This is a genomic window from Myxococcales bacterium (assembly GCA_016706225.1).
In the GTDB taxonomy this organism is placed as follows: Bacteria; Myxococcota_A; Polyangia; order Polyangiales; family Polyangiaceae; genus JADJKB01.
Genome location: JADJKB010000021.1, coordinates 54,396 through 73,916 on the forward strand (window position 1 = coordinate 54,396; position 19,521 = coordinate 73,916).

At 68.3% G+C, this 19,521-nt stretch carries 19 protein-coding genes; 9 read left to right on the top strand and 10 right to left on the bottom strand.

The genetic code is table 11. From position 1 onward, the window contains the following. Window positions 1–7 precede the first annotated feature (7 nt). The 8 genes from IPI67_24965 to IPI67_25000 all read right to left on the bottom strand — a co-directional run bounded on the left by IPI67_24965 (window position 8) and on the right by IPI67_25000 (window position 7,396). Complete coding sequence (locus IPI67_24965) at window positions 8–1,567, bottom strand: hypothetical protein (GenBank protein MBK7583429.1); 1,560 nt, start codon at window positions 1,565–1,567, stop codon at window positions 8–10. Continuing rightward, entirely contained in the window at window positions 1,567–2,880 is a 1,314-nt protein-coding gene (locus IPI67_24970) for a VWA domain-containing protein (GenBank protein ID MBK7583430.1), read from the bottom strand. The genes IPI67_24965 and IPI67_24970 overlap by 1 nt, the downstream gene beginning before the upstream one ends. Window positions 2,881–3,004: 124 nt before the next feature. After that, window positions 3,005–3,808: a tryptophan synthase subunit alpha gene (locus IPI67_24975; protein ID MBK7583431.1), complete on the bottom strand. Its 804-nt coding sequence runs from the start codon at window positions 3,806–3,808 to the stop codon at window positions 3,005–3,007. Beyond that, the gene (gene trpB, locus IPI67_24980; protein ID MBK7583432.1) at window positions 3,805–5,013 is read right to left on the bottom strand and encodes a tryptophan synthase subunit beta; all 1,209 of its coding nucleotides are present in this window, start codon (window positions 5,011–5,013) and stop codon (window positions 3,805–3,807) included. Before trpB ends, IPI67_24975 begins: the two co-directional genes overlap by 4 nt. Next, window positions 5,010–5,513 carry a hypothetical protein gene (locus IPI67_24985; GenBank protein ID MBK7583433.1) on the bottom strand — a complete coding sequence of 168 codons (504 nt, stop codon included), beginning with the start codon at window positions 5,511–5,513 and terminating at the stop codon, window positions 5,010–5,012. Before IPI67_24985 ends, trpB begins: the two co-directional genes overlap by 4 nt. Window positions 5,514–5,524: 11 nt before the next feature. After that, complete coding sequence (locus tag IPI67_24990) at window positions 5,525–6,148, bottom strand: phosphoribosylanthranilate isomerase (GenBank protein ID MBK7583434.1); 624 nt, start codon at window positions 6,146–6,148, stop codon at window positions 5,525–5,527. 19 nt (window positions 6,149–6,167) lie between these two features. Then, the gene (locus IPI67_24995) at window positions 6,168–6,545 is read right to left on the bottom strand and encodes a response regulator (GenBank protein MBK7583435.1); all 378 of its coding nucleotides are present in this window, start codon (window positions 6,543–6,545) and stop codon (window positions 6,168–6,170) included. 2 nt (window positions 6,546–6,547) lie between these two features. After that, window positions 6,548–7,396: a GAF domain-containing protein gene (locus tag IPI67_25000; GenBank protein ID MBK7583436.1), complete on the bottom strand. Its 849-nt coding sequence runs from the start codon at window positions 7,394–7,396 to the stop codon at window positions 6,548–6,550. 161 nt (window positions 7,397–7,557) lie between these two features. Here IPI67_25000 and IPI67_25005 point away from each other — a divergent pair, with 161 nt between their 5' ends. The 4 genes from IPI67_25005 to IPI67_25020 are packed head-to-tail and all read left to right on the top strand — an operon-like array spanning window position 7,558 to window position 11,988. Beyond that, entirely contained in the window at window positions 7,558–7,887 is a 330-nt protein-coding gene (locus IPI67_25005) for a hypothetical protein (GenBank protein ID MBK7583437.1), read from the top strand. Then, complete coding sequence (locus IPI67_25010; GenBank protein ID MBK7583438.1) at window positions 7,884–8,516, top strand: hypothetical protein; 633 nt, start codon at window positions 7,884–7,886, stop codon at window positions 8,514–8,516. Before IPI67_25005 ends, IPI67_25010 begins: the two co-directional genes overlap by 4 nt. Then, on the top strand, window positions 8,465–10,264 hold the full coding sequence (locus tag IPI67_25015) for a hypothetical protein (GenBank protein ID MBK7583439.1): 1,800 nt from the start codon (window positions 8,465–8,467) through the stop codon (window positions 10,262–10,264). Before IPI67_25010 ends, IPI67_25015 begins: the two co-directional genes overlap by 52 nt. Beyond that, complete coding sequence (locus IPI67_25020) at window positions 10,261–11,988, top strand: hypothetical protein (GenBank protein MBK7583440.1); 1,728 nt, start codon at window positions 10,261–10,263, stop codon at window positions 11,986–11,988. Before IPI67_25015 ends, IPI67_25020 begins: the two co-directional genes overlap by 4 nt. Before the next feature lie 5 nt (window positions 11,989–11,993). On the opposite strand, the gene IPI67_25025 is transcribed toward IPI67_25020, so the two are convergent. Both IPI67_25025 and IPI67_25030 read right to left on the bottom strand, forming a co-directional pair. Further along, the gene (locus tag IPI67_25025; GenBank protein MBK7583441.1) at window positions 11,994–13,469 is read right to left on the bottom strand and encodes a methyltransferase domain-containing protein; all 1,476 of its coding nucleotides are present in this window, start codon (window positions 13,467–13,469) and stop codon (window positions 11,994–11,996) included. A gap of 42 nt (window positions 13,470–13,511) precedes the next feature. Beyond that, entirely contained in the window at window positions 13,512–13,760 is a 249-nt protein-coding gene (locus IPI67_25030) for a hypothetical protein (GenBank protein MBK7583442.1), read from the bottom strand. A gap of 102 nt (window positions 13,761–13,862) precedes the next feature. Between IPI67_25030 and IPI67_25035 the strand changes: the two genes are divergently transcribed. The 5 genes from IPI67_25035 (at window position 13,863) to IPI67_25055 (ending at window position 19,461) form a co-directional block, all read left to right on the top strand. Further along, window positions 13,863–14,957 (top strand): hypothetical protein, encoded by a 1,095-nt coding sequence (locus tag IPI67_25035; protein ID MBK7583443.1) that lies wholly within the window; start codon window positions 13,863–13,865, stop codon window positions 14,955–14,957. A 112-nt stretch (window positions 14,958–15,069) separates the two neighbouring features. Continuing rightward, on the top strand, window positions 15,070–15,672 hold the full coding sequence (locus IPI67_25040) for an RNA polymerase sigma factor (GenBank protein MBK7583444.1): 603 nt from the start codon (window positions 15,070–15,072) through the stop codon (window positions 15,670–15,672). Further along, on the top strand, window positions 15,669–16,778 hold the full coding sequence (locus IPI67_25045; GenBank protein ID MBK7583445.1) for a FecR domain-containing protein: 1,110 nt from the start codon (window positions 15,669–15,671) through the stop codon (window positions 16,776–16,778). The genes IPI67_25040 and IPI67_25045 overlap by 4 nt, the downstream gene beginning before the upstream one ends. A gap of 12 nt (window positions 16,779–16,790) precedes the next feature. Further along, window positions 16,791–17,771 carry a hypothetical protein gene (locus tag IPI67_25050; GenBank protein MBK7583446.1) on the top strand — a complete coding sequence of 327 codons (981 nt, stop codon included), beginning with the start codon at window positions 16,791–16,793 and terminating at the stop codon, window positions 17,769–17,771. Between the two features lie 127 nt (window positions 17,772–17,898). Beyond that, window positions 17,899–19,461: a hypothetical protein gene (locus IPI67_25055; protein ID MBK7583447.1), complete on the top strand. Its 1,563-nt coding sequence runs from the start codon at window positions 17,899–17,901 to the stop codon at window positions 19,459–19,461. The last annotated feature ends 60 nt before the right edge of the window (window positions 19,462–19,521 follow it).

A 19,521-nucleotide genomic window follows, 5' to 3' on the forward strand; every position in this document is an offset into this window, starting at 1 on the left:
ATCCAGCTCAAGGCCCGAGCACCATCGAGCCCGCCGGCGTGCAGTTGAAGGTCTTCGACGTCGGGTATTCGATGATGGCGCAGGTCGCCGTGCTCGCGAGCTGACCGGTGCAGCCATAGAAACCCCAGGAGCCGCCGCCAATGCTCTGCATCGGCGGACACTGGTACATCGGCACGACCTTGCCGCCGGGGGGCGCCGTCGGGGTCGAGGTCGAGAGTGAGAGTTTCCCTACCGGGGTGCAGTTGAAGTTCTGCGAGGTCGGCGACTCCGTGATGTTGCACGTCGGGGTGCTGGCGAGCTGGTTCTGGCAGCCGTAGAAACCCCACGCACCACCGCCGAGGGTTTGTTGGGGTGGACATTGGTACATCTGCACTTGCGTCGTGCCCGGAGCCGCGGCGGCGGTCGCTGTGACCAGAGCGAGCTTGCCGAGAGGCGTGCAGGGAAAGCTCTTCGAGGTCGGATATTCGATGATGCTGCACGAGGGCGTGCTCGCCACCTGGTTCTGGCAGCCGTAAAAACCCCAGGCTCCGCCGCCGAGATTCTGCTGGGGCGGGCACTGATACATCTGCACTTCTTTGCCGGCGAGGCAGCGGCCAAAGTCACACACGTTCCCGCTGCCACACTGAGAGGATTGGTTGCAGGTCGTGCACGCGCCGTTGACGCAAGCATCGGTGCCGCCACATTGGCTCGTCGTCGTGCACGCACCACACGTGCCGCCGACGCACGCTTGTCCCGCCGGACAGTCACTCGTCTCCGCGCACGCGCCACACGTACCACCGACACAGGCCAGGCCGGTCGCACACTGACTCGTGTTCGTGCACGGACCGCACACGCCCCCCACGCAGGCCTGTCCAGCAATGCAGTCCGAATTGCCGGTGCAGTTGCCGCACGCCCCGCCGACACACGCCTGCCCCGTCGGACAATCCGTGGTCTTCTGGCACGCACTGCAGGCGCCAGCAGCGCAGATTTGCCCCGGCGCACACTGGCCGGCGCTCGCGCAGGGTTTACACGCACCGGCCTCACACACCTGCCCGCCACCGCAGTCAGCGCTCGCGCTGCAGGGTCCGCATTTGCCGCTCACGCAGGCCTGACCCGCGGCACACGCACCGGCGCCACCGCACGCCCCGCACTTACCGGAGCTGCATGCTTGCCCCGAGCCGCAGTCCGAGTTCGTGGTGCAGGGCTGGCAAATCCCCGCGACGCACGCCAGCGCGTTCGGGCAAGGCGAGGTGGTCGAGCAGCCGCCGCACACGCCGTCGGTGCAGATCTGCGACAGGCAATCATCGATGGATTTGCAGCCCTTCTTGTCGGCGCACGGTGGACAGGTGCCGCCGCAGTCCACGTCCGTCTCGGTCTCGCCCTTCGAACCGTCGTTGCAGCTCGGGAACGCCTGAGTGCCGCCGCTGCCGCCGGTCGAGCCGCCGCTGCCGCCGGTCGAACCGCCGCTGCCGCCGCTGGGCACCTGAACCGCGCTGTCCTCGGTGCTGCCGGCACAGCCGAGGGACAGCCCGACCGCAGCGCCAGCGACGAAGAGCACTCCGAGCGCGCGTCGCAGCAGGCTCGACATCAGCTACCCAGACACCCGAGGGAGATGTCGACCTTGCTCTTGGCATCGGCTTGCACCTTCGTGCACGAAGCCGGACACAAGAGCAGCTTGGAGGGGGTCGTGTTGTTGTCGTAGTACCAGCCGTCGCCACTGCCGCACGCCGCCGCGTCCTTGACGTGTTGGATCACGACGGGCGCGCCAGTGCTCGGTGTCCACTGCAGCTCGACCTTGCTGGGATCGATGATGCCGGCGTCGGTCTTCGGCATCTGATACTCACAACCAAGGGTCTTCTTGCGGATGTCGTTGAGCGCCTGGATGAACTGCTGAGTGACGTTGGTCCCGGCATCGACCAGGTAGGCCTTGCTGGTGCCCCCGGCCGCCGCGATGGCGTTCAGGTTGGTGAGTGAGGTGCCAACACCGATCACGAACGTGAGCACCTTGGGGGTCCCGGCGGCGGCCGCCGAGGCGATGGCCGAGATGGACGGGATGTCCGACGGTGTGCAGCTGTAGGGATCCCCGTCCGTCGCGAGCACCACGACCGTCGTGTGCCCCGGGTTCGAGGTCGCCCAGCTCTTGGCGTAGGTGACCGCACCCTGGAGCGCGGGGCCGGTGGGGGTGCCGCCGAACGGCGTGATGGCGTTGATCGAGTTGGTGATCGCGGTGGCCGCGCCGGGCAGCACGGTGATCGGGACGTCGGGGGTGGAGTAGTGGGTCACCGAGCAGGCCCGGCAGTAGCTGAGCCAACATTCACCGTACCCACCGCACTGATTGTTGTTACTGCAGGTGGTCGTGTACTGCGTGGGCAACTTCGGAAAGTACTGGATGCCGACACCAATGCCAACCGAGGCAGGGTCGTTCGAGAAGCCGATGATGGCTTTTTTCACGTCGTTCCAGCGGGTACCGATCATCGACGACGACTTGTCGGTCATGATGTACATGTCGAGCGGGATCAAATCGGCCTTCACGACGGTCGCTGCGCAGCTCGCGTCCGGGATGAACACGTCGGGCTCGCTGGCGTCGTAGGTGAAGCTCACGTCGGGCAGGCCGGCGTCGTTCACGCCGCCGCCGCCGCCACTTGCCGCCGCGCCGGCGCTGCCGCTCGCCCCCGCAGCACCACCGCTCGCACCGCCGCCACCACCGGTCGCACTCGAGCCACCGGAGGCCGAGCTACCACCGCTCGAGCTTCCACCGCTCGAGCTGCCGCCGGTCGTACTGCCGCCGGTCGCGTTGTTGCCGCCGCTGCCGGCGCCTCCGCCATCCGAGCCACTCGAGCACGCGATCGCCGCCAGCGTGCCGAGAACGAGCCACGGAACCCGCTTGGTTGTGAACGACATGGTCCGACTATTTCAACCCACTTCGCCTCCAGCGGCAAAGCCCGTGCGTCGCCCACCCGAACCTACATGCGCATCTCTGGCCGCCGCGCCGAGCAATTCGCCGGGCGGTCTCGCACGGGGTGTCTCACTTCATGGCGCTCGCAAGGCTAGCCACGAGGCTGCGGACCGCGGCAATGCGGCTCGCGAGATCCGGTGCCGCCGCGATGGTTCCGACGATGGCGCTCCCGACCACGACTCCGTCGACCCGGGCAGCAGCCAGCGCACGCGCCTTGTCCGGCGTGTCGACGCCGAAGCCCACGACGACCGGGAGCTTCGCCCGAGCTGCGATCGCCCGAGCCCGCTCCGCCGCCGCGCCGAGCGGCGCGTCCCCGAGCCCGGTCACACCCGTCGCCGACACGTAGTAGATGAACCCGCGTGCGCCGAGAACGACGCTGGGCTCGCGCGCCTCGCTCGTCGTTGGAGCGACCAGCGGGATCACCGCGACCTCGACGGCTGCGAGCGCGGCGCGCAGCTCGGCCCCCTCTTCCGCCGGCAGATCCACCACCAAGAGTGCGTCGACTCCGGCGTCCAACAACGCCTGTGGCAGGCGTTCCTGTCCGAACGCAAGCACGGGATTCAGGTAGGTGAAGAGGACGAGGGGAGCGTTGCTCTCGGAGCGCAGTCGCTTGGCGAGGCCGAGCGCCGCAGTGAGTGAGCCCCCAGCACGAATGGCGCGGGCGCTCGCCGCGGCGATCACCGGACCATCGGCGGACGGATCACTGAACGGCACTCCGAGCTCGAGCATGTCGGCACCGGCCGCGAGCAGCGCACGCGCACACGCGAGTGAGTCCTCCAAGCTGGGATCGCCGGTCGTGAGATACGCGATCAAGGCCGGGCGGCCCTCGGCCCGACACGCCGCGAACGTCGCGTCGATGCGCGCGACCGTCACTTCGAGCGCTCCTCGATGGTCGACAGGTCCTTGTCGCCGCGACCCGACAGACACAGCGCGATGCGCGCGGGCCGGGCCAGGCGTCGGCTCTCTTCGCGCGCGATGTCGGCGAGGCGTGCGAAGGCGTGAGCGGTCTCGAGCGCGACCAGGATGCCCTCGGTGCGCGCGACCTGGTGCGCCGCTGCCAGGGCTTCGTCATCCGAGGCCGTGAGGTAGCGCGCGCGACCGGAGCGCATCAAAGCTGCGTGCTCCGGGCCAACACCGGGATAGTCCAGGCCCGCGCTCACCGAGTGGGCCTCGAGGATCTGCCCGTCGTCATCCGAGAGCACCAGCGTTCGTGCACCGTGCAGCACCCCCACACGACCCTCGGTCAAGGTCGCGGCGTGGCGCCCGGTCTCGACCCCCTCGCCCGCGGCCTCGACTCCAAAAAGTGCCACGTCATCCGGGATGAAAGCTCGGAACATGCCGATGGCGTTCGAGCCCCCTCCCACACACGCAACGACCGCGTCCGGCAGCCCGCCCGCCGACTCGAGCCACTGGGCTCGGGCCTCGTCACCGATCACCCGCTGTAGCTCCGCGACCAGCGTGGGATACGGGTGCGGCCCTGCGGCGGAGCCCACGCAGTAGTGCGTGGTACGCACGTTCGTCACCCAGTCGCGGAGTGCTTCGTTCATCGCGTCCTTGAGCGTGCGCGAGCCGGAGAGCGCCGGCGTGACCGTTGCACCGAGCATCTTCATCCGAGACACGTTCGGAGCCTGCCGCGCGATGTCGACCTCCCCCATGTACACTTCGCAGGGCAACCCCATCACCGCCGCCGCGGTGGCGGTCGCAACACCGTGCTGACCCGCGCCCGTCTCGGCGATGATGCGGGTCTTGCCGAGCTTCTTGGCGAGCAGGACCTGACCCAGAGCGTTGTTGATCTTGTGAGCGCCGGTGTGGCAGAGATCTTCACGCTTGAGCCACAGCTCGCCGAGATGCCGGCGCGCCGGATCGAGCGCGTCCGCAAGTCTCTCGGCGCGCCAGAGCGGCGTGGGCCTGCCGACGTAGTGTCGAAGCAACTCGCGCCATTCGCGCTGAAACGGCTCGACGTTCACGATCGTGTCGAGCGCGTCCGTCAGCTCGATCAGCGCCGGCATCAAGGTCTCGGCGACGAACCGCCCGCCGAATTCGCCAAAATAACCCGGACGCTCGCCAAGCTCGCTCATGACCCGGCGTCTGCTTCTTCATCGGACCTTCGCGCGAGCTTGCACACGAAGTCGATGCCCGATGGTTTGGCTTCGACGCGGGTGGCGCTGCCGGGCGCCTGGACGAATCTGCGCGTGGCCGCCATGCGGCCGTCGCCCTGGCGTGGAATTCGGTAGTCGAAGAGCACGCGGGTCCCGTTCGCGTCGTCGGTGATCACCTGGAATACCTGCTCGCCGCGTTCGACGCGGGGCTCCCGGAGCACGATGGAGTCCGCACCCTGACGCGAGATCACCAGGGTGTCCTTCTGGGCCGCGTCGACGACCCAGAAAATCTGCGTGGAGTGCTGGAACTTGCCGCCCGCCGCATCGACACAGGCTGCGCTCTCGTAGCTGGCCCGAGCTTCCCCGGGCGGCTCACGCCCACGGCTCGCGCTCTCGCCACCGGCGATGCTGGGTGAAGCACACGCCGGACTCGCGAGGGCAAGCGCGATTGCAATGGCGCGTCGGGGTGCGAGCGGCATGGGCGCCGAGTCTAGATCAGCGAGGGCCCGCGCGCCGCACGCACAAAAGCCTGCACGCGCTCGGCTGACTTCTTCCTGGGGTCGCCCGCCTGCTCCACCCCACTCGCGACGTCCACTCCCCAGGGTCTCACCGCCCCGACGAGCGTCGCCACGTTGTCGGGGCGGAGCCCGCCCGCGAGCACGAGTCGGCGCCGCTCGGCGAGACCCCGCACCAGCTCCGGGTCGACCCGCGCACCGGTGCCACCGAGCTGACCCTCCACCTTCGCATCCACGAGCAGCCGTTCGCCGGCAAAAGCCTCCGCGGCGGCGACGTCCTCGGGGCCACCGATGCGCACGGCCTTGAACGCCCTCGGGAGCAGCGCCGCCAAGAACGCCGGGGTCTCACTCCCGTGCAGCTGCAGGCAGTCGAGCTCGAGCTCGGCGCGAAGCGCACGAGCTTCGTCGAGCTGGAGCTCAGCGATCACCCCGACCAACTCGATGCGGCCGCGGGCGAGCTCGGCGATGGCTCGGGCGCTGACTCGATCGACGGCGCGCGGCGAGCTTGCCACGAAGTTCAGCCCGATGGCGTCGGCGCCGGCTGCGATCGCGTGCTCGGCGTCCTCGGGCCGCGTGATGCCGCAGATCTTCACCCACACGGCGCGCGCCTCGGCCCAGTCACTCGATCTTGAGCAGCTCTTTGACCGTCGCGATCACCTGGGGAGCCTGGATCGGCTTGGTGATGTAGGCGTTGGCACCGAGCTGCAGCGCGCGCTGGCGGTCCTCGTGGGAGCCCTCGGTCGTGATGATCACGATCGGCGTGTCTTTGTGTACCGGATCACTGCGCACGCGCTTCACGAGCTTGAGGCCATCCATGATGGGCATGTTGATGTCCGTCACGATGATGTCGTAGCGGGCCGACGCCAACTTGCGTAACCCGTCGACCCCGTCGTCGGCCTCGGTGACACGCAGGTTCTTGACCCGCGCCAGGGCAAACACCAGAAGCTGCCGCATCATCGGCGAATCTTCGACAATCAAGCAGGAGTATTCCGCCATGGTCACACGCTGAGATCGATGAAGGACTCTAGTCCGGGAAACTTGCGATCTGCCTGCGCGAACAGACTCGCGCTGACCAGCGCCGCGGCGGCGTGCTGGCCGAGGAGCTTGAACAGCTCGAAATCGATGGTGTCGAAGCGTTTCTTCTGGGAGAGCGTGCTGAAGATGGCGATCACTCCGACCCGTTGCTCGTCCACGCTGAGGGGAATGATGGCCGCCGGTGACTCGTGGTTGCCGGCGCTGGGGTCGCGATCCTCGTTGACCGCCGCCGCGCCGCTGCGGAAGACCGCTCCGATGGGCCCACTCTCGGCGCTCACGGACCTCACCTTGTCCCCGGCGACACCCTCGAAGGCGATGGGCACCAGCTCGTTCTTGTCGGCACTCGCCAGGTAGAGGCAGTACCGCTCGGCGCCGACCAGCTGCGCCAGCACCTCTTTGATGCGCCGCATGACTCCGCGCGGGGACAGGCTGCCGTGGAGTTGATTGCTCGCGACGAAGAGGTTGGCGAGGTTGGCGAACTCCGCCTCGATCTCTTGCACCCGGGCGCTGACCTCGCTGGACGCCGCCTCGGCCGCATGAAAGCGCGAGAGCAGCTCCTCCTTGTCGGTCTCGAGTGCCTCGATCTTCTGAAGCAGTTCGCGCATCGCGGAGTTCGTCTCCACTTTCGCACGGAGGCTGGCGTTCTCGGACTCCAGCTCTCGGAGTCGCGCCTCCTGACGTTCGTGCTCACGGGCGAACTCCTCGGTGATGCGGGGACCCTTCGAGATGCTCTGCAACAGCTCGTCCCGCTCCCGCCGGAGATCGTGGGGCGGCGAGTCGCTGCCGCTCTTTTGGCCCTTCTTTCCGTTCACCTTCGCCTCGAAAATACGTGCCTGGACGGCCCTGAGCCGACAGACCGTATCATGACGCTTCCGGGTCCACCACGACCTCGGCAGTTAGAGCGCTTTACTCGCGTCACGTAGCTTCCGTACACTGCGGGCGGCCCTCCCCGAGGGAGCAGCTCGAGCTTGCCATGTCCGAGATCCCCGAACACCTGCGCGCCATCGACGAGATGCTGGAAGCGGGGGAATATGAGGCCGCTCGGACGACGCTCGATGAGGCGGGCACGAGCCCGGCGGTCGAGGTCCTGCGCATCAAGCTCGCGTTGTATGACGAGTCCGTACCGCCCCCGCTCGCGATGCAGAAACTTCTCCAGCTGATGCGACAGCATCCTGACGCTCCAGGCGGCAAGCTGCTCTACCAAGATGCGTCGCGGCGCGCGTATCAACACGGCCAGTCGAGCATCTCTCACTCGCACCCGCCGCCGCCCGTACGTGAGTCGGACCCGAAGGACGAGGAGTGAGCTCCGAGCCGTTCGGCGCTCGCTCTTTTCTGTCGGGACTCTTCGTGGTGAGCACTGCGGTGCTCGCTCTGGAGGTCCTCGACACACGTCTGCTCTCGGTCCTGACCTGGTACTCCCTGGCGTTCTTCGTGATCGCAATGGGGTTGTTCGGACTGACCGCGGGGGCGGTGACCGTCTACCTGCGGAGTGAGCAGTACTCCGCGGAGCGCCTCGCGGGCTCGCTCGCCAAAGACGCTTTCATGATGTCCTTGGCGGTGCCCGCGAGCTACGTGCTGCTGCTGATCGTCCCGCTCCGCGCCGAGAGCGTCGCCACGACCATCCCGCTGTTCGTGTTCTTTGCCGCGGCCATCGCCCTGCCCTTCTATCCCGCGGGCAAGATCGTCGCCGCGGCGCTCACGCGCTCGGGGCTCCCGGTTGGCCGGGTGTACGCGGTGGATCTGGCCGGGGCCGCCCTCGGCGCACCGCTGTGTCCGTTCCTGCTCGAAGGCCTGGGCGGCGGCAGCGGGATCCTGTTCGCCGGGGTGCTCGCCGCGCTGGGCTCGGTGTGTTTTGCCCACGCGGCGGGTGACCCCAAGGGGTGCGCCGCGCACTCGTGCTGGCGGCCGCCAGCGCAGTCCTCGTGGGGGTGAACGCCGGCAGCGCCCACGGGCTGGTGCCCTTGTGGGTCAAGGGCCGGCCAGAGACCCGCGACGAGATTGAGGTGGAGCGCTGGAACAGCCACTCCCGCGTGATGGTCACCCGCGCCGTCGAGCTGCCCGCGGCGCTCTGGGGCAAGGGGGATCGTTGTATGCAGCGCACGGTGCTGCAGCGCGGCGTCGAGATCGATGCCCACGCCGCGACGCCGCTCTACCTGGTCGGAAACGATCTGGAAAGCCTGCGCTTCCTCGACTGCGACGTGACCAATGCGGTGCACCGGATCCGGCCACAGGGTGGCATCGCGATCATCGGCGTCGGCGGCTCGCGGGACATCCAGGCAGCGCTGCTCGCGGGCCACGCGCCGGTCGTTGGCATCGAGCTGAACGCAGTGCTGCTCGATCTTCTGCGCTCCGATCTGGGCAAGGACACCGGCGTCGTCGCACGCCCCGAGGTCCGCCTGGTGCACGATGAAGCGCGCAGTTACCTGGCGCGGAGCCCCGAGAAGTATCGGGTCATTCAGGCCTCCCTGATCGACACCTGGGCTGCCACCGGCGCCGGCGCGCACGCCCTCGGCGAAAATGGGCTCTACACGGTCGAAGCGTTCCGGCTCTTTTTGGATCGACTGGAGCCAGACGGTGTGCTGACAGTGTCCCGCTGGGCCAGCATCGAGACCCCGCGCATGGTGGGCCTGGCGGTCGCTGCGCTGTTCGAGAACGGAGCCGCGAACCCGCGGGAGCACATTGCGCTCCTGGCCGCCGGCCCCGTGGCGACGCTCTTGCTCGCCAAGCAGCCGCTGTCTCCCGACGAGCGGCTCACGCTCCAGAACCTGGCCGGCGAGAAGGGTTTCCTGGTCGCCGCGCTGCCCGGTCAGCCCGCCGTGCAGAAACCGGTCGAGCACATCCTGTCGGCGACGAGCCGCGTCGATCTGGATGGACGCACGCTGACCAGCACGATGGATCTGCGACCGTCGACGGATGACCGCCCATTCTTCTTCAACGTCGTGCGCATCGGCGCCATCGTGAAGACCTTGCCGCCGGAGGTCCTCGGTTACATCGAGGGCAATCTGCTCGCGACGCGCACCCTTGGCCTGGCACTGTTTGCGTCCCTGGTGTTGGTGATCGTCGCCATCGCGCTGCCGCTCTCGAGGCGCGCCCGCCCCGAGGGCCGGGTCGATCGCCGCCTGGTCGCGGCCCTGGTGTACTTCGCGCTGATCGGCGTGGCGTTCATGCTGGCGGAGATCGCGCTGCTCCAGCGTCTCTCGCTGGTGCTGGGTCACCCGAGCTACAGCTTGATGGTCGTGCTCGCGAGCCTGGTGAGCGCCATGGGCCTCGGCTCGTTCTTGAGCGACAAACTCCCGCTCGACTCCAAGCCCTGGTGTTACGTCTTCCCGATCGTGCTCGCCGCCCTGCTCTTGTTCGTCGCGCTCGCCTGGACTCGGCTGACCGCCGGCATCATCGGCGCGCCGACACCGACACGCATTGGTTTTGCGATCGTCATCTGTTCGGTGCTTGGAGTCGGCCTCGGCTCGGCGTTTCCGGCGGGCATGCGCCTGGTCCGGCGGAGCCACGCCGCCGAGACGCCCTGGCTCTGGGGCATCAACGGCGTGGGCAGTGTGCTGTCGTCGAGCCTGGCGATCCTGCTGGCGCTCTCCTTCGGGCTGACGGCGTTACTTGCGATAAGCGCCGCGCTCTACCTGTTGCTCGTCCCGGCGGTGGCGGTTTTGGTACGTTCCGAGGCGTGACGCTCGAGTCCCGATGCCGCGACTGGCTCGCGAGCCCAAGCGTGCCCTTCCGCGTCGCGCTGCTCGGCTTCGTGCTCTTGTTGCCCTCCCTTGCGGCAGGGCTCGCCACGGAGGACTGGATCATCCGGGAGCTTTCTTTGCGCCCGGTGTCCGCGTCGACGCTCAACCTGTACGCGACCCTGACCAGCAAGGCCGACGTGCTCGGCGCCCAGCGCGAGGGGCTGCTGCCCTGGTTTGCCTCGCCCGATCTGCGATTGGCGTTCTGGCGCCCGCTCGCGTCGTTGTCTGCGTTCATCGACTACCGGGTGCTCGGCGACGCCGTGTGGTTGATGCACCTGGAGAGCATCGCGCTCTACGCGGGCCTCGTGTTCCTCGTCGCGCGCCTGTATCGACGCCTGATGTCGGACCCGTGGCTGTCCGGGCTTGCGGCGCTTCTGTTTGCGGTCGACGACGCTCACGGCCGCACCGTTGGCTGGCTCGCGAACCGGAACGCGCTCTTGTCGGCGCTGTTCGGCGTGGCCGCGTTGCTCTGCCACGATCGCTGGCGCCGGCACGGCTCGCGCAAGGATGCGCTCCTGGCCCCGCTGCTCCTAGCCGGGGCGCTGCTCTCCGGAGAGCTCGGCCTATCGGTGGTTGCCTACCTCGCTGCTCACGCACTGTTCCTCGATCGCGGCCCGCGGCGGGTGTTCGCGCTCCTGCCGAGCGTCGCCGTGGTCGGGGTCTGGGCAGGCGTGCGCCGGGCGCTCGGCGTCGTGACCCAGGGCTCGGGGATCTATCTCGACCCGCTCGCATCACCGGCCGAGTATTTCTCGGAGCTGCCGCACCGACTCGGCGCCCTGCTCGGCGGACAGCTCGCTCATCCACCCGCGGACAGCTGGGTGATCGACGGCGATGCATCCCATCGCTGGCTCTTGCTCGGGGGCCTCGTCGTGGCGGCGCTCCTCTTCTTGCAGCTGCGCCCGGCGCTGGCAAAAAGCTCAGCGCGAGCCGCGTCGCTCAGGTTCGCCTTCACGGGCATGCTCCTGTCGCTGCTCGTGCCCGCCGCGACGTTCCCCAGCGACCGCATGCTGCTCATCAGCGGCGTCGGTGCATCGATGTGTCTCGCCCAGGCCATCGGCGTCGCGCTGGAGGCGAGCGCGCTCCACACGAAGGCAGTCGCCGCGGGCTTCGCCCTGATGCATCTGGTCGCGGCGCCGGCGCTGTTACCCTGGCGCGCTCTGACGATGAGCCGCTATCACGAGCGCGTCGTTGCCGGCAGTGAGAGCGCGTACGCCAGCGTCGTGACGGGAGACGACGTGGTCGTCGCGCTGAACGCACCGGACCACTATTACTGCTCGCTCCTCCGAGCCATGCGCCACCACGTCGGTCGTGGTCCGACGGCGCCCGTGATCTGTCTGGCAGCAACGCGCGGACCGGTCACGGTCTCGCGACTCGACGACAACGCCGTGGTCGTGGAGGTGCCGGAGGGTTTCCTCGCCGAGCCCTTGAACCGGATTTTCCGCAGCCGGCGTGAGCCGCTCCGCGCTGGCGCGCAGCTCTACGCCGGCAACTTCGAGGCAATCGTCACGCAGGCTACGGCGAGCGGCGAACCGACGGCAGCGAGCTTTCGCTTCAACTGGTCGCTCAGCAGCGCGAAGCTCAGGTTCGTGACCTTCGAGGGAGAGCGATTTGTACCGGTGGTGTTGCCAGCGGTGGGCGGCACCGTCCGCTTGCCCGGTTCATGAACCGCCTACACGCCCCGGCGGCGCAGAACGAAGAGCTTGGCGCTGGGGGTCTCTGCCGGACCGGGGAACGTGCTCGGGTGCTCTTCGACGATTTCGAACCAGCTGGCGAACAGCTGCTCCAACGTTGCCCGGGTGTGAGGCGTCGTGCCGTGGCGGTCGCCTTCTTCACTGGCGTGCGTCTTGAGTAGCAAGTGTCCACCTGGCGCAAGCAGCGCGCTGATGTTTGCCGCATAGGCCAGAGCAGCGTCGGGGCCGAGCAGGTGCAGGCAGCCGCGGTCGACGGCGACGTCGAACTGCCGGCAGAGGCGGCTCTTCGTGATGTCGTCCTCGAGCCAGAGCACCGGTAGATTGGCTGCGAGCTCTGAAGCGGCCTCGAGCGCGCGCCGGGACAGGTCGGTCGCCACGACGCGGTGTCCCCGCTCCGCCGCCGCTACGGCCATCTGTCCGAGTCCCGTCCCGACGTCGAGCACGAAGGCCGCATTCGGCGCGAGTCGCTCGAACGCCGCGAGCAGATCTTCATCGATCGCGTCGGTGTACCAGGGAAGCTGCTCCGGTCGCTGTGACGTGTACACCTGGTCCCATTCCGCCCCGTTCTTCGGCGTGTGTTTCTTCCCCGCGCGGTGCAGCTGGAGCGCGGTCTCGAGCATCTGCACCACGACACCCACCGGCGGCGCCGGACCGAGTTTGTGCGGGCGATCGAGCGGCGCGTCGGCGACCTCCGTGCCAAATGACGGATGCAGCAGGTACATGCCGTCCTGCACCAGTTGTTCGACGTTGCGCTGGACGGCGGCGCGCGCGTACATGCCCGCGTTCATCGACGGCGCGACGATGACCGGTGCAGAGGTGGCGAGCGCGATGGCAGACACGAGCGAGTCGAAGTCGCCGGTGGCGAGGCGAGACAGCGTGGTCCCGGTTGCCGGCCAGACCAGGACCGCGTCAGCCCAGGTCGCGAGGTCGATGTGAGGAACGGGAGACTCCCCTTCGTACAGATCCGTGGCAACCGCATGATGCAAGAGGCGCTCGATGGCGTAGGTGTTGATGAAGCGCAGGGCATTCTTCGTGGCCGCCGCACGAACCTCGAAACCACGCTCGAGCAGGCGTGTGATCAACGCCGGCGCGTGCATGGCCGCCACACCTCCGGCCAGGCACAGGACGACACGCGGGTGCCACCGCGGGGATGGCCGCGCGGCTGACGCCTCGTCCGCCAGCGACTCGACGGCTCCAGCGTCCGTCAGCAGGTCGAGCAGCTGCTCGACGACGTTGTTTTCACCGAGCGCTGCACCGGTGAGGGTTTCCACGTGCTCCACGATCTGCTGGCGTGACCTCGGCTCCAGCAGGAAGTTCAGCAGGACCTTCGCCAGCTGGGCCGTCTCGGCGTGCAGCTGGTGCGCGCGACCGTCGGGTCCCAAGAGGACGGTCGCGTCGAGCGTGTCGTAAATGCGCACCACGCGCGCGCGCCGCAGGCGAGCGGTTTCGGACATCGTCGCAGTTTCTCGCGGTCCAGACCGGACCGCCATCCGCTATCAACTAGTGTTGCCGGGGGTACAACCACCACTACTGGTGGCGTAACAATCCTTGCTCGGACCGCAGGTTGTCTTGCCCTGGTCGTCCTTGCACTTCTCGCAGCCATTGGAGGGCACATCGGCGCAGGCGGCGACCGCAGCCGACTTCTTCGCCGGCTCGTCGTCCCCGCCGCAAGCCAGCACGATGGCAAACGTGGTCACGGTCAACGCAGTCGGGAGGAGAAACTCACGCGCGGTCAGTCGAGCCATGGGCTGAGTCTATCACGACAAGCCCGAGCCGAACGCTCGTTATTTCCGCCAAATTTCCGACATTTGGCCGCTCGCCCGGGTCGCCGCGAGTAGACTCGAGCGATGGGCTGCCGACTCGCGCCGCTTGCCGGCCCGGCCAGGCTCTCGGGCCGCCGGAGGCTGCTGACCAGTCTGCCCGCTCGACTCATGATGGTGCTGCTGATCTGCGCCGGCTCCGCCTCCGCTCAGCCCCGGACGAAGATTCTGATCTTGGGCTCGGACGCGGGACCGCCTCCGGAGGGCTTCGTCGAAGCACTCTCGATTCAGCTCGCGGGGAGCATGACGATGGAGCGCTCCGGCGAAGTCCGCGGCTCGTTGCAGGAGCGCCTGCGAGGCGTTGGCAAGCCTCTGACCGCTCATCGAGCCAGCGTGGGAGTGTGGGTCGAGCGAACCGCTGCGCCTGGAGCTTCGCCGGAGTTTCTCGTCTACGTCGTGACTCCGCGCCAAGATCGCGTGTTGGTTCAAGTGGTCCGTCTGCCCGGGCCGGAGTCGCCGGAGACGGAGCGCGCGCTCGCTCTCAAGGTCCGTGAAGTGCTCGATTCGGTTGTACAGGCCGGGCGCGACCCCGATGTCAGCGCGCCGTTGCGCGCCGAGCGAGCCCATCCTCCGACCTCCGCGCCGCGCCCTACGATGACGCATTGGGCTCCGCTCTTTGTGGGCGACCTCACGGGAGCCAGTGCCGGCAACGCTCTCTACGACCCCCAGCTTGGTGCGGCACTCGGCGCTGGAGCGCGCGTCCAGCGTGCGTCCGTCGCGGGCGAAGCCGTGCTCACGGCCGGTTGGGCCAGTGGCGCCCACAGTGAGCGCAGCGGCGGCACGGCGGACACGTCCGAATTCGAGTTGGGCATCGGCCTGCGCGCTCTGTATGTGTCAGAGACGGTCGCGGCGGGTCTTGATACTGGCGTCTGGGCTCGCGCGGTGCGCGCCGAAGGCACCGCAGCAGATGGCCGCTCCGGGCGCTCGACCAAGCTCGTGCCCGCGTTGCGCGCCGGTCCCGAGGTCCGGGTGAACGTGACGGACAGCGTGGCGGTGCGGACCGCTGTTGGCCTCGACGTTGCGCTGGTGCGACAGAGCTTCAGCGTGGCGGGGGAGGTCGTCAGCGATCTCGGGCGAGTGCGCGGTGTGGGCTCGGTCGGCTTGGTCGTGGCGCTGCCGTGAGTCTAGTCCGACCTGCACCCACATCCTCCTTGTTCGCCAGGATTGCGGTCGGCCGAGTGGCTTCCGGGAATTCTTTCAACCGAGCGCCGCATGAGGCCCACTAAGGGTCGTGGTGCGCGAGATCCAGCAGAGCGCCCGTCCCGCCGACTCCGCAGCGGGTTGGAGCGCGGACACGCTCGAGGCGTGCCGTCGCGGCGATCAGGAGACAATCGGTCGGGTGTTGTCCGCCGAGGCGCCCGCCGTGGAACGCACGCTGTCGCGAACCCTCGGCTCGCGGTCCGACGTGGAAGACGTTCTCCAGCAGACATTCGTGGCGGCAATCCGCGCTTTCCCCAACTTTCGCGGTGAGGCAAGCGTCCGGACCTGGCTCACCAGCATCGCGATCCGGTTTGCCCAGGAGCGACGCCAGCACGCCGCGCGCCAGCTCGTACTCGTGCACGAAGCACAGGTCGACCGCTCGGACCTGGGTCGCGAGCTCGACGACCGCCGCCGCGTCGCTCGACTCCGTGCCGTACTGGCCGGTATCAGCCCCAAGAAGCGAGCCGCCTTCGTGTTGCACGTCGTCGAGGGTCGCAGCATCGACGAGGTCGCAGTGTTGGTCGGCGCATCGCGGGCCGCGACCAAGAGCAGGATCTTTTTTGCGCGTCGTGAACTGATGAAAAAGGCGCGACGCGACCCGCTGCTCTCCGACTGGCTCGACGGGAGCACGCGATGATCGACTGGGCTTGTCAACGCGCGGGTGTGCTCTTGGAACGCCGCTCGGCCGGCATCGCGGAGCACGAGCGCCTGCTGCTCGAGCAGCACCTCGCGGAGTGCCCGCGCTGCAGTGAGCAGTCGCGCGTGCTCGCCGCGCTCGTGGAGCACCTCTCGGATGGTGACGAGCTCTCCCCGCACGCGCGCGCGCGGGCGTTGTCCTCGGCGCTGACCACCGCGCGAAGCAAACCGCTCGAACGACCAAGACCGCTCCGCGTGTTGCCGTGGGCAGCCGCCCTGGGCGCGCTGATCGTCGGGCTGGTGCTGTCTGTCGGTCGTTCACCGGTTGCCCAGCTCCGCTCCTTCGCCACCCCACCAGTGCTGGATACGCAGCGCTGGGACGACCTCGAGCTCCGGGGGACGCGGGCGTTCGCGTTGGCCCATGCACAGGCAGTTCTGCAGCAAGGCAGCGTTGCGCATTGGCTCGGCTCCGCAAAGACGCTGCGTCTGGATGCGGGCAGCGTGCACGTGGACGTCGACCCCAGTCCCGGCAAGCCGTTCGCCGTCACGACTCCGCGCTTTCGGGTGGACGTCGTCGGGACGGTCTTCGACGTCTCGCTCGAGTCGGTACGGGTGAGCCGAGGGCGGGTGCGGGTCACACCGGTGGGAGGTGAGGCTGTGGAAGTCGGCGTCGGCGAGTCGTGGTCGGCACCGGGCGCCGAAACCCTGCCGCCACCCAGCGCTGCGCCAAGACCTGAAATCGACGCAGCGCCCTTGCTGGCCAGAGCACGCAAGGCACTGGCATCCGGCGATGTCGGAAAGGCTCGGGCGAGTCTGGCGGTTGTGCTCGCCCAGCGCTCGCGTCCCGTCGATTTGGCCGAGGCTCGAACGCTCTTGGCCGAGTGCGCGCTGGTGGCAGGCGACACCAGGTCGGCGCAGAAGGGCTACGCGGACGTCGCCTCGCGACACGCGGGCACGGCGGCCGGGGACAGCGCCGCTTTCGCGGCGGCCCGTCTCGAGCGCGACCCGATCAAGGCACGGGGACAGCTGAACCAGTATCTCGCGAGTTATCCCAACGGACGCTTTCGCGAGGAAGCCAAGGCGAGACTCGCGGCGCTCCGTAAATAGAGGAGGGTGCGCGTGAGGCTGCTTCGATGCTGCTCGTTCCTTGCGACTGTTGCAGCGCTCTCAGCGTTTGCTTGCGGCGCGGACAACCAGGAGCTCGTCGGCGCCGGAGCGAGCGGTGGGGCCGGAGGTGTGAGCGGGGACGCCGCGTCGGGCAGTGGCAATAGTGCGGGGGCCGGTGCTACCGCGGGGGCTGGCGGAAGGAGCCCGGACGGCGGCATCGCCACTTGCCAGGGCCACGCCTACGAGTGCGGTGACCTCATCGACAATGACGGCGACGGCCGCGTCGACGAGCTCGATCCCGACTGCCTCGGCCCCTGCGACAACACCGAAGGGTCGTACTACGGCGGCATCCCAGGGCAGAACAGCGCGCCGTGCAAGATGGACTGCTACTTCGATCAGGATACAGGTCAGGGCAACGACGACTGTCAGTGGAATCACGAATGTGATCCGCTCGCCGTTGCTCCCTCCTATCCCCCCGAGGGCCTGGACAAAGCGCAGAAGCCGTACTGCCCGTACGACCCGAACGCTACGACGCCCGGCTCGTCTGCGACCTGCTCCGAGCTCTTCAACACGCAAAGCGCGCTCTGCGCCAGCTATTGTGGACCCCTCACCCCGAACGGCTGCGACTGCTTCGGCTGCTGTGAGCTCCCGGCCGGCGGCGGCAAGTTCGTGTGGCTCGGTTCCACGGTCAACGGGATCGGCAGCTGCGACAAAGCAAGCCTCGACGACCCAGAAAAGTGCAGGCCCTGTACGCCGGTGAAGGCGTGCCTCAACAACTGCGGCGCGTGCGAGTTCTGCGTCGGCAAAGAGGAACTCCCAGCCCAGTGCACCGCAGACGGGGGCAACCCCGACGCCGGCGACGCCGGGCAGCCCGACGGTGGTGACGGAACCCAGTGCCCGACCAACGTTCAAGCCTGCGCTCTGGCAGGGCAAACACCCTGCAGCAGCGGCTACTACTGTATTACCGGCTGTTGCCGGGCGGTCCCGAAGTGAGGGCTTTGGCCAGAAGAACTTCGGGTCTCCACGCCTCCAGGGCTCGTCATCGGCAGGCGACATCCCGAATCGGTGAGATATATTCACCCAGACTGGGCGCAGAGGACTCCAACAAGGGAACAGAGGCGTGATGGCATCCAAGGCACGGCGGTCCGCAGTATTGGTGATGGCTCTCTCGGTGGTGGTCGGCGCTGCCTGGTCGAACGCCTGCAGTAGCGACTCCGAGGAGGAGACCCCGAAGAAGCAGGACGCCGGCAATGACGCCGGAGCTGGGGGTGCGGCCGGCGCGGGAGGCACCGGCACGGGAGGCACCGCCGCCGGGGGAACCGGAGCCGGGGGCGCCGGCGGAAGCGGGGGCGGCGCTTGCCAGCTCGCGGGCTCGAGCTGTGCCTCGCACAGCGACTGCTGCAGCGCCAATTGCGACCCCACCCTCAATGCGTGCGCGAACCCAGCCGGAGCCTGCAAGTCGGCTGGCGATGCGTGCAGCGTAGCCACCGATTGCTGCACACTCGTGTGCTCCGCGGGCAAGTGCGGAAGCACACAATGCGCATCCGATCTGGCAGCCTGCACGACCGACGCCGAGTGCTGCGGCGGCAAGTGCGGCGCAGGCGGAGCCGGTTGCACGCCGTTGAACTCCGCCTGCAAGACTGCTGGCAACACCTGCAGCGCCCACGGCGACTGCTGCTCGAAACTGTGCCAAAACGGCAAGTGCTCGGGGCAACCCTCGTTCTGCAATCAGACCGGCGACCTCTGCTCGACCGACATTCAGTGCTGCACCGGCATCTGCAACAAGGCGAGCGGCGCGACCCTGGGCACGTGCAAGAACCCGAATGCCCCGGGCACGACCGGGTGCCTCGTTGCGGGGCAGGTGTGCGGAGCCGGCGCGAAGTCCGATGGCGGCGTCGTGGGCGATGGCGGCGTCCCCGCGTGCGGCGGCGAGTGCTGCAGCCGCGCTTGCGCCCCCCACGGCCCCACGGGCGTACTGATCTGCCAGCCCCCGAGCGGCTGCCATCCCACCGGGGAGGCGTGCGTCATCGATTCGGACTGCTGCGGCTCGCCGGGGATGCCCGGCGGCAACGGCTCGGTGAAATGCAGCAAGGCCGCCAACGAACCGGTCGGGCGCTGCGACAATGGCAACGCCTGCCGCCCCGCCGGTGCGGTGTGCAAGCTCGCTTCGGGCTCCTGCAACGCGGAGAACAACTGTTGCGCAGGCAACGTGAACCAAGACCCGAGCGTTTGTCAGCAGGATCTGCTCGGCATTCCGCGCTGCACCGGGGTCGGCAATTGCGCCGACGCGGGCTCACAAGCCGGGAAATCCTGCGCGACCAGCGCGGACTGCTGCGGGCTGCCGTGTGTGCCCAACCCGAGCTCGGCGGACGGCGGTGCGCTCTACGTCTGCGGGGCGACCTGTGTGCCGTCGGGGGGCACTTGCACCTCGAACGCCGACTGCTGCTCGGGGCTGCCCTGCAAGGCACCCCCCGGCTCGACCCAGGGCGTGTGCGGATCGACGGAGCTCCCAGACGGCGGCGTCGGCGGCAGCGGCGGCACGGGTGGCACGGGCGGCAGCCCGAGTGGCGGGACGGGCGGCACCCCGACGTGCTCGCTCTACGGCCAGAGCTGCACAACGAGCGCGAACTGCTGCAACAACGTGCCCTGCACGGCTGGACACTGCGTCTACCCGATCCAGTGAGGCATGACGGCGCCCGCTCTTGGGCGCGAAAAAGGCTCGGCGCTGGCTCGCTCCAGCGCC

Coding starts and splice junctions, on each gene's coding strand:
- IPI67_24985 (MBK7583433.1), bottom strand. CDS start 5,513: ATGCCGCTCGCACCCCGACGCGCCATTGCAATCGCGCTTGCCCTCGCG.
- trpB (MBK7583432.1), bottom strand. CDS start 5,013: ATGAGCGAGCTTGGCGAGCGTCCGGGTTATTTTGGCGAATTCGGCGGG.
- IPI67_25025 (MBK7583441.1), bottom strand. CDS start 13,469: ATGTCCGAAACCGCTCGCCTGCGGCGCGCGCGCGTGGTGCGCATTTAC.
- IPI67_24965 (MBK7583429.1), bottom strand. CDS start 1,567: ATGTCGAGCCTGCTGCGACGCGCGCTCGGAGTGCTCTTCGTCGCTGGC.
- IPI67_24970 (MBK7583430.1), bottom strand. CDS start 2,880: ATGTCGTTCACAACCAAGCGGGTTCCGTGGCTCGTTCTCGGCACGCTG.
- IPI67_25005 (MBK7583437.1), top strand. CDS start 7,558: ATGTCCGAGATCCCCGAACACCTGCGCGCCATCGACGAGATGCTGGAA.
- IPI67_24995 (MBK7583435.1), bottom strand. CDS start 6,545: ATGGCGGAATACTCCTGCTTGATTGTCGAAGATTCGCCGATGATGCGG.
- IPI67_25035 (MBK7583443.1), top strand. CDS start 13,863: ATGGGCTGCCGACTCGCGCCGCTTGCCGGCCCGGCCAGGCTCTCGGGC.
- IPI67_25030 (MBK7583442.1), bottom strand. CDS start 13,760: ATGGCTCGACTGACCGCGCGTGAGTTTCTCCTCCCGACTGCGTTGACC.
- IPI67_25045 (MBK7583445.1), top strand. CDS start 15,669: ATGATCGACTGGGCTTGTCAACGCGCGGGTGTGCTCTTGGAACGCCGC.